This is a genomic window from Agarivorans sp. QJM3NY_29 (genome assembly GCF_050870835.2).
GTDB lineage: Bacteria > Pseudomonadota > Gammaproteobacteria > Enterobacterales > Celerinatantimonadaceae > Agarivorans.
The window spans coordinates 4017764-4032976 of record NZ_CP194036.2; the positions used below are offsets into that span (position 1 = coordinate 4017764).

Sequence of the window (15213 nt, forward strand, 5' to 3'; positions counted from 1 at the left end):
GTTCACGATTAACGTTCTCTTAACGCAGTCTGTCGCGCCTTCATAATCGGTTTTAATAGATAATCCAAAATACTCTTTTTACCGGTGATAATGTCTACATTGGCCAACATTCCAGGAATAATTGGTAACTGCATGTTATCACTACCTAAGTAGTTTTTATCTGTACGTACCCGCACTAAATAGTAGCTATGACCTTCTTCATCCAAAATCGTATCTGCGCTTATTAATTCTAAATGACCATTCAAACCACCATAAATTGAAAAGTCGTAAGCACTGAATTTAACAACAGTTTTAAGCCCCGGACGAAGAAAAGCAATATCTTTAGGTTGAATTTTCGCCTCAACCAATAAATTATCTTCCATAGGCACGATTTCCATGATGCTCATCCCTGGTTGCACCACTCCACCCACCGTATTGCTATAGATTTTTTTCACAGTCCCCTTGACTGGCGAGACCACTGAAGTACGAGCGACTCGATCCCGCAGACCAACTTGGCCCTCGGTTAATGGCTGCAATTCAGATTCAATTTTATTCAACTGCTGACGCGCATCACTCAAAAAAGCGAGCGCAATATCTCGACGCTTATACACCGTTTCGGCGATAGCACTGCGAATTTTTGGTTCTAATAGCTTGCTACTTTGAAGTTCGCCATTCAGGTCGTTGGCTTGACGTTTCAATTTTAACAATTCGACCTGAGAAACAATACCTTCTTTGGCTAAGGGTTTCGTGAGGGCGAGCTCTTCTAGCACCAAACTGTAACTCCGCTGAGCATGCTCTACCTTAGACTTAAGCTCCAATAACTCCTGTTGTTTCTGCTCAATTTGACCTGCGGTAATCGACAATTGATTTTGTAAGGCCCGCAACCTAGCCATCTTTTGCAACTGCTGACCCTTCACTTCTTCAGGGTACTTTTGGCTAAACTCGGCATCAAAGTCTATGGGCTCATCACTAATTAATACTTGTTTACGCCACTGTGTCATGTCCAACTCGGGGTGCATTTTAATACTGGTAATTTCGCTACGCAGGCGCGCTACATCAGACTGAAGATTAATTAAGCGTTGCTCTCGTTCACGAAAATCGGAACGAAAACGAGTATCGTCAATCAACAATAAAGGCTGGCCTATTTCAACAGTATCGCCTTCTTTCACCAAAATTTGTTTAAGAATACCGCCTTCAAGATTTTGAATGGTTTGAATTTGTTGGGAAGGGATAACTTTCCCCGCGCCGACCGTAACTTCATCCACTTTGGCCCAATGAGCCCAATATAAGGCGCAGATCATCAAAATAAAGATCAACCATAGTAAACGACGCGAACTACGCGGCGTTTTCATTAATATCGCGGCGTTAATATCATCCACAAATTGCAGATCACTCTCAGAAACATTTAGCTTACGCTTGGCCATTTGGTGACCTCACTTGACCAGTACGCAGTAGCTCTAGAACCTTTGCTTTACTGCCATCGGCAACCACTCGACCACGTTCCAATACAATAATCCGATCAACTAAATCCAACATCGACATTTTGTGTGTAATTAAAATAAAGGTTTTATCGGCGACAACTTGTTTCAGTTGTGCCTTCACTAAATTCTCAGAGTGAGCGTCCATACTGCTGGTCGGTTCATCGAGCACTAATACCGGAGGGTTAAACAGCAAAGCACGTGCTAAAGCGACCGCCTGGCGCTGTCCCCCTGATAAATATTGACCCCGCTCGCCCACTTGACGATCTAAACCTTCAGGATCTATATCAGTAAACTCATTCACCCCAGCTAACTCTGCTGCGCGAAAAATCAGCTCATCTTCGATATGCGGCACCCCGAGGGTGATATTTTCCCGAATAGAGCCATAAAACAGATTAATATCTTGAGGTAAACACCCCAGTTTTTGACGAATATCTGCAGGACTAATCTGTTTTAAATCAACACCATCGAGACGAATAGCGCCTTGCTGTTGCGTATAAAATCCCAGCAGAAGTTTTTCAATGCTGGTCTTTCCTGCACCGATTTTCCCGATAATCGCGACTTTTTCCTTGGCTTTAATCGCAAAGCTTACCTGTTTAAGCACTTGAACTTCAGAACCCGGATAAGTGAAATCTACATCGCTAAAACTGATATCGCCATCGAAATGAGAACGATGCATATAACGCTCTAGATTCTCATCCGGCAAAGCCATAATCTGTTCTAGATTTTGCAATGCCGATTGCGCCTGATTATAACGCGTTGCCAATAATGAGACTTGAGAGAAAGGAACCAAAGCGCGTCCGGTTAACATAACCGCCGCCACCAGGCCCCCCATCGACAATTCACCAACAGAGATTTGAAATACCCCAACCACCACTAATAACACCGTGGTACTTTGTGAAACAAAGCCGTTAACGCTGCCCACCGAAGTCGCCAATTTGCGAATTTGCATATTCCAAGTGGCGATATTACCGACTAACTCTTCCCACTTATGCTGGAATTGGCTTTCTGCCCCCGCTAACTTCAAAGACTCGATACCAGAAAGACTTTCGATTAAATGAGCATTCTTTTGACTGGCAAATCGGCTACCTAGCTCGACCTCTTGATGCATCTTACGTTTGATCCAAAATGAATACAGAAGCATCACCAGCGCCGCCCCAGCAGGCACCAATACCAAGGGGCCGGCAACCAGTGCAATAATCGCAAGGAACAGCAAAGAAAATGGCACATCAACTAAAGCGGCAATCGTGGCGGAGGTAATAAATTCTCGGATCGAATCGAACTCTTGTATATTTTTTGCGAAGGCACCTACCGAGGTAGGACGAGTCTCCATCTTCATGTTCAGCAATTTTTCGAAGATTCGGGCAGATAATAAAATATCTGATTTCTTAGCTGCTAAGTCTAAAGTGTAAGCACGCATCTGCTTTAAAGCGAAATCGAACACCAAGACCAGCGCCATTCCAGCTGTCAATACCCATAAGGTATCCATCGCTGAATTGGGCACGACCCGATCATAAACATTCATCACAAATAAGGGCGAAGCAATTGCAAATAAATTCACAAATAATGATGCGACCAAAGCGTCTCGGTAGATAGGAGCCGAGCGACGCAAAGTACTCCAGAACCAATGACCACGGTTACTCTTTAAAGCTTCCGGAGAACGCGCATCAAAACGATAACGTTTACGAACATAACAACAAAAACCGCTATAACTCGGAGCCAATTTGTCTAAAGTAATATGCTCGTGGCTATCAGGTAATTCCGGCCAAGCTACTTCAATATCTTGCTGGTTACGAGCAAGCAATACACAACAGCGACCATCTTCTAATAGCAAAATACAAGGCAATAATAAGTCGGGAATTTTATCAATTGGTTTTTTAACCAAAGATGCATCCATTCCGGCGCGTAATGCCGCGCGAGGTAATAACGCAGGCGTCAACAAGCCCTCTTTTAACGGTAGACCAGCCGAAAGCGCCTTCGCTGAAAAAGGCTTGCCGTAATACTTGGACAAAAATACCAAACTATTCAGTAAGGGGTCACTGCGCTCAGCAGCAATATCTAAATCACGGTGATGGTGTTGCTGTGGGTTGGCTTCCTGCACCTTGCATCCTTTACAATATAAAACATCAAGAGCAAGCCTTAGCTTACTCTTGTAATTAAATTAACCCAAATAAAAAGGTTTAGTTATCGACATTAAGCTGTTGATCTTCAATTAATTGAGTCAATATTTCGCTATCACTCATACCGCTAAAATCAACATTCTCGAGGGTAATAGTCTGATGAACACTGAAACCATTGTCGCCACCATCTTTATCAATTGAAATAATGGTATCGACACCACTTCCATGAGTCACCGTTTCGAAGGAGAGGAAAGATTCCAAACTGGCTTCCGTTTCCCCTTGTAACAAATCACTTAAGTTAAGCACATCACCGCCTTCACCAACAGTGAAATCGGTAATCGTATCATTCACGCTCGCTTGATCATCATTTGCTAACCAAGCAAACATATCACTATCATCACCACCAGTAAGTATATCGTTACCCTGACCACCAATGAGTAAGTCTTCGCCGCTACCGCCAATCAAGACATCATCACCCTGATTTCCTATTAAAGCATCTTGACCGCCGCCACCCAGCAAACTATCGCTATGCTCATTGCCAATTAAAATCTCATCGGCGTCACTACCTTGTAGCGTTTGACTATGTTCACCAACAATTTCGACCGTGGCGGTATCCGAGAGACCATCAGCATTGATGCCATAATCAAACTGCTCCAATACATCTGTTGCGGCCGATTTATTGTACTCCGCAGTATCGGTCAAAATAGTTAAATCAAGTTGATAAGCTTGGCCATTATCAGCACCCTGTTCCGCGACAATTTGAATATAATAATCACCTTGATAATCGGCAGTGTAAGTTTCCTTGGCACCGGCCCAGTAATCATCGATAACGGCTATCTGCTCTCCTGATTCATTATATAAATACACATCCACATCCACGGACCGAGAAGCATCATCATTAGAGCTGACATTAATACGTAACTGTTCGCCTACTGCCAATGTCACCTTAAACCAATCTTGGTCAACACCACCAACGACTGAAATATCACTCTCTAAAGTCCCTTGAAAAGCGTAAGAGTATCCGTCAATGTTATTGGTATTGATGATATTGCGATCATTGGCACTGAATAAAGAGCGGTCACTTAAATCAACCGCCGTTAACAATGAATTATTGATTGGCGATAAACCGCTATCGAGCGGATTTTCAATCGCGATTGTGGCCACGGCTTCAGTTTCAAAATTACTTTCATTAATACCTAAACCGATGCCATCATCGGATTCAAACACGATATTAGCTGAATCATCCAGACTAGCACTACCGCCTTGCGCATCACTAACACCACTCAATTCAATCGCATGCCCCTGATCATTCCATAATAGGGCCAGACTCGGAATACTGATACTGCTGGTGCCATCCTGAGAAGTGATCACATAATCACGATTAGCATCAACAATTGGTTCAAATACAGTATGAATTACAATGTCGGTAACAGCACTGTCACCATCGAAGTCTGACACTGTGACACTGAATTTTTCTTGTTGCGCCCAGCCATCACTATTCAAGCTGAGTTCATAGCTATAGGCACCAGTCACAAAGTTAAGGACTAACAAGCCCCCCAGAGCAGTGGCGATACTCAGGGTTTGTTGCTGCTCTGGTCTAGCATCTGGATCATAGGTATAAGTGGTACCATCAACCTTTATAGCGCTCACGTAGCCATTATCCGCTCCCACCATGAAACCACTGGTTGATGCCGTGTCAACTAAGCCTAACGAGCCACTCACTGCCTCGTCTAAATAACTTTCTACCAAGCTAGTCGATAAATCAGTCACATCATTTACAATAAATGCGTATTCATCATTCGCAGAATCTGAAGCAATGTCTTGTAACACCGATAAGTTGGCATTACCAATCCCCACTCCATAGCTAATATCGACATTCTCATTAACAAAAGTATCCCAAGCATCCTGTCCAGTTAAGCCCTTATACTCGACCGTCTCGTCAATACCATAACCCTGATTCGGTTCACCATCGGAAATAAAGTACAACAGCGTACTATCGGCACTCGGTTGCTCGGCAACGATGCTGGATTGAATAACTTGATTCAAGGCTGAATCATAGTGAGTACCGCCTCCGGAGGCTAAGCTTTGCAAGTAGTCTAAGGCGTCGGCCACGTTATCAATGATCCACCCACTACTCACTTGAGAATCAGAGAAACCAATGATTTGTACATTCACATTGCCCTTATCGTCGGCCTGATCAATCAAATGGGTTAAAGCATCGACGGCAATTTTTAAGTAATCGAGCCCATCGCCATGCTCTCCATTATTCATACTCGCCGATGTGTCTAATACCAAGACTAAATTAGTCGTGACCGACAAGGGGCTCGACTCCAGAGTCAATGCAACCTGACTACCGACAGGGGCATCATCGACAATACTCACCTCAAGTGTCGCCTGACTGGTAAAACCAGCGGGAGCATTACTAACAATATAAGAGAAACTCTCGCTTTGACCATCACCCGCTAAGCGCGAGGTATTTAACTGGTATTGATAGTCTCCCTTACCAAAGCCATCATAGGCTTCGGTATACACCGTTAATACACCCTGCTCAGTGTCAATGCTAATCACGCCATTAACATCAGCAGTATACGGGCTGCCTTCATAGGCAATACTACTTATCGATAACTCGGAAAAATCTCCGCCGTCGTTGGCTAATAAGTTTCCACTTGCTGAACTATTGGCAACCCCAGGTGCCGAGCCTGTGGCCAGGCCCGCTTCAAAGACCTGCGCGCTGTCACTGTTCAAATCAATAATATTGCCACTTACCGTCGCTTGACTTTGTTGACCCCCTTGATCCTCTATCGTATAAGAGAAACGAACATCGCCACCACTATCAGGGTTCGCGGTAAAGCTAATTAAACCCGCTTCACTCACATTCACAAGCCCTTGTTCGACAGCAATAGCCTGGGCGGTTCCGGGAGTTAACAAAGTACCACCAATGGATTTAATGCTAATCGCAGCACCCTCTGGGTCAGAATCATTCGCTAAAAGATCGAGTGATACAGTACCTCCCGATGCGAGTAAATTGAAATGGTCATTAATCGCCTCTGGCGCATCGTTGACCGGGGTGAGATCGAGACTGGCGCTGGCATCAACGCTTAATGGATCGCTGAGGCCATTGGTGCTGCCATTATCGGTAATTTGATAAGAGAAGCTGACGCTGCTGTCATCATTGGCCGCCGGCGTATAAGTCCAGCTACCGTCACCGTTGTCCACTAAACTACCGTTACCGCTGCTCAGTTGCAAGTTGCTGACACTGAGATCGTCGCCTTCCAAGTCGCTGGCATTGGCCAATAGTTCTTCGCTGGTAATCAGCCGCGCGCCGCTGTCTTCGGCGATGGGGGTCAAGACGACCGCACTTGATTCGGGTGCATCATTCACCGGAGTGAGATCGAGACTGGCGCTGGCATCCACGCTGAGTGGATCGCTGAGGCCATTGCTGCTGCCATTGTCGATAATTTGGTATGAGAAACTAACGCTGCTGTCATCATCGGCCGCCGGCGTGTAAGTCCAGCTGCCATCACCGTTATCCACTAAGCTGCCGTTACCACTGCTCAACTGCAAGTTACTGACCGTTAAATCGTCGCCTTCCAAGTCGCTGGCATTGGCCAGCAGTTCTTCGCTGGTGATGGTGCGCGCGCCGCTATCTTCTGCAATAGGCTCTAAGACTACTGTGCTGCTCTCAGGGGCATCATTCACCGGGGTGAGATCGAGGCTGGCGCTGGCATCCACGCTGAGTGGATCGCTGAGGCCATTGCTGCTGCCATTATCGGTAATTTGGTATGAGAAACTAACGCTGCTGTCATCATCGGCCGCCGGCGTGTAGGTCCAGCTGCCATCGCCGTTATCCACTAAGCTGCCCGCGCCGCTGCTCAACTGTAAGTTGCTGACCGTTAAATCGTCGCCTTCCAAGTCGCTGGCATTGGCCAGTAGTTCTTCGCTGGTAATCAGCCGCGCGCCGCTGTCTTCGGCGATAGGCTCTAAGACTACTGTGCTGCTCTCAGGGGCATCGTTGACCGGAGTGAGATCGAGGCTGGCACTGGCATCGATGCTTTGGGGATCGCTCAGGCCATTGCTGCTGCCATTATCGGTGATTTGATAAGAGAAGCTAACGCTGCTGTCATCATCAGCCGCCGGCGTATAAGTCCAATTGCCATCGCCATTGTCCACTAAACTGCCGTTACCACTGCTCAGCTGCAAGTTGCTGACCGTTAAATCGTCGCCTTCCAAGTCGCTGGCATTGGCCAGTAGTTCTTCGCTGGTAATCAGCCGCGCGCCGCTGTCTTCGGCGATAGGCTCTAAGACTACTGTGCTGCTCTCAGGGGCATCGTTGACCGGAGTGAGATCGAGGCTGGCACTGGCGTCCACGCTGAGTGGGTCGCTGAGACCATTGGTGCTGCCATTATCGGTAATTTGATAAGAGAAGCTGACGCTGCTGTCATCATTGGCCGCCGGCGTATAAGTCCAGCTGCCATCACCGTTATCCACTAAACTGCCGTTACCGCTGCTCAACTGCAAGTTGCTGACCGTTAAATCGTCGCCTTCCAAGTCGCTGGCATTGGCCAGTAATTCTTCAGAGCTAATGATGCGCGCGCCGCTATCTTCGGCGATAGGCTCTAAGACTACTGTGCTGCTCTCAGGGGCATCGTTGACCGGAGTGAGATCGAGGCTGGCGCTGGCATCCACGCTGAGTGGATCGCTGAGGCCATTAGTGCTGCCATTGTCGGTGATTTGGTATGAGAAGCTAACGCTGCTGTCATCATCGGCCACCGGCGTATAAGTCCAACTGCCGTCGCCATTGTCCACTAAACTGCCCGCGCCGCTGCTCAGCTGCAAGTTGCTGACGGTTAAATCGTCGCCTTCCAAGTCGCTGGCATTGGCCAGTAGTTCTTCGCTGGTAATCAGCCGCGCGCCGCTGTCTTCGGCGATGGGAGTCAAGACGACCGCACTCGATTCAGGTGCATCATTGACCGGAGTGAGATCGAGACTGGCGCTGGCATCCACGCTGAGTGGATCGCTCAGGCCATTAGTGCTGCCATTATCGGTGATTTGATAAGAGAAGCTAACACTGCTGTCATCATCGGCCACCGGCGTATAAGTCCAACTGCCGTCGCCATTATCCACTAAACTGCCCGCGCCGCTGCTCAGCTGCAAATTGCTGACCGTTAAATCGTCGCCTTCCAAGTCGCTGGCATTGGCCAGTAGTTCTTCAGAGCTAATGATGCGCGCGCCGCTGTCTTCGGCGATGGGGGTCAAGACGACCGCACTTGATTCGGGTGCATCATTGACCGGGGTGAGATCGAGACTGGCGCTGGCATCCACGCTTAGTGGATCGCTGAGGCCATTGCTGCTGCCATTATCGGTGATTTGATAAGAGAAGCTGACGCTGCTGTCATCATCGGCCGCCGGTGTATAAGTCCAGCTGCCATCACCATTATCTATCAAGCTGCCCGCGCCGCTGCTCAGCTGCAAGTTGCTGACCGTTAAATCGTCGCCTTCCAAGTCGCTGGCATTGGCCAGTAATTCTTCAGAGCTAATGATGCGCGCGCCGCTATCTTCGGCGATGGGAGTCAAGACGACCGCACTCGATTCGGGTGCATCGTTGACCGGAGTGAGATCGAGGCTGGCGCTGGCATCCACGCTGAGAGGATCGCTCAGGCCATTGCTGCTGCCATTGTCGGTAATTTGATAAGAGAAGCTAACGCTGCTGTCATCATCGGCCACTGGTGTATAAGTCCAGCTGCCGTCGCCATTGTCGATCAGACTGCCCGCGCCGCTGCTCAGCTGCAAGTTGCTGACCGTTAAATCGTCACCTTCCAAGTCGCTGGCATTGGCCAGCAGTTCTTCGCTAGTGATGATCCGCGCGCCGCTGTCCTCAGCAATCGGATCTAACACAAGCGCCGTACTTTCTGGGGCATCGTTGACCGGGGTGAGATCGAGACTGGCGCTGGCATCCACGCTTAGTGGATCGCTGAGGCCATTGCTGCTGCCATTATCGGTAATTTGATAAGAGAAGCTAACGCTGCTGTCATCATCGGCCGCCGGTGTATAGGTCCAGCTGCCGTCGCCATTATCCACTAAGCTGCCCGCGCCGCTGCTCAGCTGCAAGTTGCTGACCGTTAAATCGTCGCCTTCCAAGTCGCTGGCATTGGCCAGTAGTTCTTCAGAGCTAATGATGCGCGCGCCGCTGTCTTCGGCGATGGGGGTCAAGACGACCGCACTTGATTCGGGTGCATCATTCACCGGAGTGAGATCGAGACTGGCGCTGGCATCCACGCTTAGTGGATCGCTGAGACCATTGGTGCTGCCATTGTCGGTAATTTGGTATGAGAAGCTAACGCTGCTGTCATCATCGGCCGCCGGCGTATAAGTCCAGCTGCCGTCATCGTTGTCCACTAAACTGCCGTTACCACTGCTCAGCTGCAAGTTGCTGACCGTTAAATCGTCGCCTTCCAAGTCGCTGGCATTGGCCAGTAATTCTTCAGAGCTAATGATGCGCGCGCCGCTATCTTCGGCGATGGGCTCTAAGACTACTGTGCTGCTCTCAGGGGCATCGTTGACATGTATGATGGATAACTGATCGCTGGCAGAATCTGTTTGACCGTTAGCCGTTACCTCCACCGTAACACTCAGTTGGCTAAGGTTTAAGCTGTCATTATTCACTGCCGCAACGCCAGCCTCGCTAAGCTTGACAGTGTTACCATCGATCACCAAATATCCATCGTCGTTATTCAATAACTGATGAGTTTGAACATCCCCTTCCGGGTCGCTGGAACTGAAATTAGCAACCACAGTATCAGTGCTAACCGAGTCTTCAGTGATATTGTCTACGGCTAAAACTTGGATACTGGGACCTTGGTCTCCTGCATCAACCCGAGCAATCACAACCGTTGCTGTATCGTTAGTACTAAGTCCGTTAGCCTCGACCTGAACCGTCAAATTTAACTCGGTTAAATTCAGCTGATCATTATTAATTGCAGCGATCCCTTCGGGGGTCAATTTCACCTGATTGCCATCAAGCAAAAAATAACCCTGACTATCATTGATGATGCTGTGACTCAGCGGATCACCATCAGGATCACTAGACACAAAACTGGCAACCACTGTATTTTCATCAACCGCCCCTTCACTAATAGTTTCCGTATTAATACTAATGGTGGGTGCTTGGTCATCCGGAAAAGGTGCAGTTGTATCCTGAACATTCGCTGCGAGTTGATTAACCGTGGGAGTCGGATTAACTGTTATACCTTGGGTATCAAAACCGACTTCAGCAATAATTTCGCTGCCGACTCGCTCAATGCTAACAAAACCACCATTGCCCTCACTCACTGCAGCTGTTTCGCCGCCAGCCGCCGTCGCTTCAAATAAAGTCGTGGGGTCCACACCATCCAAAATCGCTTGTTGTAAGGCTTCGATGTCAACATCATTCACCGCGCTCAGCTGCTGCGCTTGTCCTGTGGTAACATCTACTGGTAACTGAGTGCCGCTGTTCTCTCCTAACTGATATTCAGCACCACCATAATAGAAACCTAATTGCGCTCCCTGGGAACTAATAATTAACTCCCCAGCTTGAACTTGATCGCCTGGCTGCAGAGCCCTAATATTGCCAAGTTCATCCACAGCAAACGCTTGCCCTTGAATAGACACGATTGTTGCACTTGAAGTTGCAATGCTCTGTTCCATATTTATTTCCTTTCAACATGATCGATGTTCTAGATTTCTGCGGCGACAATACTCACAGATAACACAGTTGTTAAAGTATAAATTTTAGCCATCAGATTAACATTTAACGAATGAATTTTACTAATTCAAATTTTAACTTGCGATCTAGGGCCCTGAAACACATACCAATAACAGAATCACCAATCAACAACTGATTGATTCACATACTCTATAAAGAATAACTAAAACATTCATCAACTAGAAGGTGTAAACCAATGAAGAGAAGTATTATCACAATAAACACAATTAAGCAGCGATAAGCTCTAAGTTCCCAGCATAAGTATCAATTTGGGTTGGTGATAATGCGTCTTTAATCAAGACAAATAAGGGAGTGGAAACTTTGAGAACAAGCAAAATAGATGATAATCAATACACTGAAAACAAAAAGGCTCGCCGAGGCGAGCCTTATATCACACGGTATCGCTATAAAATTACAGTACGTCTACTGCATTCAAATCAGCAAAAGCGCGCTCTAAACGTGCAACCATGCTTTCTTGACCTTTACGTAACCAAACGCGTGGATCGTAGAATTTTTTATTCGGTTGATCAGCACCTTTAGGGTTACCAATTTGGCCCTGTAGGTAAGCTTCATTTTCAACGTAGTAAGCACGTACGCCGTCCCAGCTAGCCCATTGAGTATCAGTATCAATGTTCATTTTGATCACACCGTAGCCGATAGACTCTTGAATTTCTGCTTGAGAAGAACCTGAACCACCGTGGAATACGAAGTTAAGTGCATTTGGAGCAATACCAAATTTCTCAGCACAGTAAGCTTGTGAATCACGAAGAATAGTAGGAGTAAGTACAACGTTACCCGCTTGGTAAACACCGTGTACGTTACCGAAAGAAGCAGCAATCGTGAAACGAGGGCTAATCGCGGTTAGTTTCTCGTATGCATAAGCTACGTCTTCTGGAGAAGTGTAAAGCTCAGACGCGTCCATATCAGAGTTATCTACGCCATCTTCTTCACCACCAGTACAACCCAATTCAATCTCAAGGGTCATGTTCATTTTAGCCATGCGAGCAAGGTATTCGCCACAGATTTGGATGTTTTCTTCTAGTGGCTCTTCAGAAAGGTCAATCATGTGAGAAGAGAACAAAGGCTTACCAGTTTGAGCGAAGAATTCTTCACCCGCATCGAGTAGACCGTCAATCCAAGGTAGCAATTTTTTAGCTGCGTGGTCAGTGTGAAGGATCACAGGAACACCGTAAGATTCAGCAACAGCGTGAACATACTTAGCGCCCGCAACAGCACCTTGAATCGCTGCGCCTTGGCCTTCAAGTTTAACGCCTTTACCAGTGAAGAAACCGGCACCGCCGTTTGAGAATTGAACAACAACTGGCGCTTTAGCCTTGGCTGCAGCTTCTAATACACCGTTAATCGTGTCAGTGTTAACTACGTTAACCGCTGGAAGTGCGAATTTGTTTTCTTTAGCAATAGCAAAAACTTTTTGCAAATCGTCGCCAGAGATAACCCCAGGTTTTACTGCATCGAAGATCTTAGACATATCAATGATTCCATCTACTTATATTTAATTAAAATTATGAACACTTCTGTGCTTTATTACTTATCACAGTGCGGAAGCAAAGCTTCCACACTGTCGCCAGTTAACCTTTAGCACGCTCCTCAAGCATTGCTACGGCAGGTAATACTTTACCTTCTACAAACTCTAAGAAGGCACCGCCCCCAGTAGAGATGTAAGAAACCTGGTCTTTAATTCCGAACTTATCAATCGCTGCTAGTGTATCACCACCGCCGGCTACAGAAAAACCAGCTGATTCAGCAATCGCTTTAGAAATGCCTGCTGTACCCGCTTCAAAATTCTTGAATTCGAATACGCCCACAGGACCATTCCAAAGAATAGTTTTAGCATTACCAATGATTTCTGCAAGCGCCGCTGTTGAATCAGGACCCAAGTCGAAGATCATGTCATCATCTTGAACTTCTGAAACATGTTTAATTTCAGCTTCAGCATTTTCATCAAATGCTTTGGCACATGCAACATCAGTGGCAACTGGAATAGCACACTCTTTCATCAATTTTTTAGCGGTTTCAAGTAAGTCCGCTTCGTAAAGAGACTTACCTACGTTATGACCTTCAGCGGCGATAAAGGTGTTTGCAATACCACCACCAACCACTAATTGGTCAGCTATTTTAGAGAGTGACTCTAATACAGTTAGCTTCGTCGAAACTTTAGAACCACCAACAATCGCAACCAATGGACGTTCTGGTTTATCCATTGCCTTACCTAATGCTTCAAGTTCAGCCGCAAGTAAAGGACCAGCACAAGCAACTTCAGCAAACATACCTACACCATGAGTCGACGCTTGAGCGCGGTGAGCGGTACCAAAGGCATCCATCACGTAAACATCACATAGTGCAGCCATTTTTTTAGCTAAAGCTTCTTCATTTTTCTTCTCACCAACGTTGAAACGAACGTTTTCAAGAACCACCAATTCACCAGCTTTAAGCTCTAAGCCATCGAGGTAGTCAGTCGCAAGACGTACTGGCACATCTAAAGCTTCATTTAAGTAGTCAACCACAGGCTGAAGAGAAAATTCTGCGTTATATTCACCTTCAGTAGGACGACCAAGGTGAGAAGTAATCATCAACTTAGCGCCTTGCTCTAAGGCCAACTTAATGGTTGGAATCGATGCTAAGATACGAGCATCGGAAGTCACTTTTCCATTTTTTACAGGAACATTCAGATCTTGACGTACTAATACGCGTTTACCAGCAAGATCTAAGTCGGTCATTTTGATAATTGACATTATCTGTCCTCATTTAGTTTTAAATTAAACTTACAACCCAGCCGCTTGGCTAAGCCGATAATTCCATCTGACTCATTAAAACGGTGGTGTCTAACATACGGTTGGCAAAGCCCCATTCGTTATCACACCAAGCCAACACTTTGACTAAGTGTTGGCCACTTACTCGTGTTTGTGAGCCATCAATAATGCTTGAATGACTATTGTGGTTAAAATCGATAGACACCAAGGGTTCTTCGGTATAGCTCAAGATACCCGCTAATTTACCGCAAACTGCCGCTTGAATGGCTTGATTTATATCAGAAACTGTAACTTTTTTACACAAAGTTACACTCAAGTCCATCGCCGTAACATTCTGTGTTGGCACCCGCACAGCGATAGCCTCAAACTTACCTGCAAACTTAGGAAGAATACGCTCTACACCTTTAGCCAGCTTGGTATCAACTGGAATAATTGATTGCCCGGCCGCGCGTGTTCTACGCAGGTCACTGTGGTAAGCATCGATCACTTGTTGGTCATTCATGGATGAGTGAATTGTAGTAATAGTACCACATTCCACACCGAAGGCCTCATCCAATACCTGAATCACAGGCACGATACAGTTCGTAGTACAAGAGCCGTTAGAGACAACCTTACTCGCCGCATTCAGCATATGCTCATTAACACCATAGACTACCGTGTGGTCAACGCAAGGATCGGCTGGATGAGAGAACAATACTTTTTTAGCGCCAGCGTCAATATGCATTTGCGCATCAGCGACTGAACTAAAACGTCCGGTGCACTCCAGCACGATATCCACCTTAAACTCAGCCCACGGCAAAGCACTTGGTTCACGGTTATGCAGCAGCTGGATCTGCTGACCAGCCACTGATAAACATTCCCCCTGTAGCGAGACATGTTCAGCAAAAGTACCGTGGGTAGAATCATACTTAAGTAAATGAGCCATAGCCTCTGGACTAGCTAACTCGTTAATCGCCACCACTTGGATCTGAGCTTGTCGCTGAGACTCAAATAACGCTCTAAGCACACTTCGGCCAATTCTGCCAAAACCATTAATAGCGACCCGAATAGGATGATGCTGCATAGTATTTTGCATTTCCATAAATAAGCAACAAAACAAAAAACCCTCTATAATTCAGAGGGTT

The 15213-nt window shown here is 46.6% G+C and carries 6 protein-coding genes; all 6 read right to left on the bottom strand.

Annotated elements, in window-relative coordinates; translation table 11 throughout:
- Window positions 1-8: 8 nt before the first annotated feature.
- The 6 genes from ACRRS0_RS18135 to epd all read right to left on the bottom strand — a co-directional run bounded on the left by ACRRS0_RS18135 (window position 9) and on the right by epd (window position 15152).
- Entirely contained in the window at window positions 9-1403 is a 1395-nt protein-coding gene (locus tag ACRRS0_RS18135; RefSeq protein WP_432451812.1) for an HlyD family type I secretion periplasmic adaptor subunit, read from the bottom strand.
- Window positions 1390-3558, bottom strand: a complete 2169-nt coding sequence (locus ACRRS0_RS18140; RefSeq protein ID WP_432451811.1) for a type I secretion system permease/ATPase — start codon at window positions 3556-3558, stop codon at window positions 1390-1392. The genes ACRRS0_RS18135 and ACRRS0_RS18140 overlap by 14 nt, the downstream gene beginning before the upstream one ends.
- A gap of 79 nt (window positions 3559-3637) precedes the next feature.
- On the bottom strand, window positions 3638-11260 hold the full coding sequence (locus tag ACRRS0_RS18145; RefSeq protein WP_432451809.1) for a retention module-containing protein: 7623 nt from the start codon (window positions 11258-11260) through the stop codon (window positions 3638-3640).
- 470 nt (window positions 11261-11730) lie between these two features.
- Window positions 11731-12807, bottom strand: coding sequence for a class II fructose-bisphosphate aldolase (gene fbaA / locus ACRRS0_RS18150; protein WP_432451808.1), 1077 nt, complete (start codon window positions 12805-12807; stop codon window positions 11731-11733).
- A 100-nt stretch (window positions 12808-12907) separates the two neighbouring features.
- Window positions 12908-14071, bottom strand: a complete 1164-nt coding sequence (locus ACRRS0_RS18155; RefSeq protein ID WP_432451807.1) for a phosphoglycerate kinase — start codon at window positions 14069-14071, stop codon at window positions 12908-12910.
- A 49-nt stretch (window positions 14072-14120) separates the two neighbouring features.
- Window positions 14121-15152 carry an erythrose-4-phosphate dehydrogenase gene (gene epd, locus ACRRS0_RS18160; RefSeq protein WP_432451805.1) on the bottom strand — a complete coding sequence of 344 codons (1032 nt, stop codon included), beginning with the start codon at window positions 15150-15152 and terminating at the stop codon, window positions 14121-14123.
- Between the last annotated feature and the right edge of the window lie 61 nt (window positions 15153-15213).

What these genes read in the sequence shown, in the direction of transcription:
- epd (WP_432451805.1), bottom strand. Translation starts at nt 15,152, where the DNA reads ATGCAGCATCATCCTATTCGGGTCGCTATTAATGGTTTTGGCAGAATT.
- ACRRS0_RS18135 (WP_432451812.1), bottom strand. Translation starts at nt 1,403, where the DNA reads ATGGCCAAGCGTAAGCTAAATGTTTCTGAGAGTGATCTGCAATTTGTG.
- ACRRS0_RS18145 (WP_432451809.1), bottom strand. Translation starts at nt 11,260, where the DNA reads ATGGAACAGAGCATTGCAACTTCAAGTGCAACAATCGTGTCTATTCAA.
- ACRRS0_RS18155 (WP_432451807.1), bottom strand. Translation starts at nt 14,071, where the DNA reads ATGTCAATTATCAAAATGACCGACTTAGATCTTGCTGGTAAACGCGTA.
- fbaA (WP_432451808.1), bottom strand. Translation starts at nt 12,807, where the DNA reads ATGTCTAAGATCTTCGATGCAGTAAAACCTGGGGTTATCTCTGGCGAC.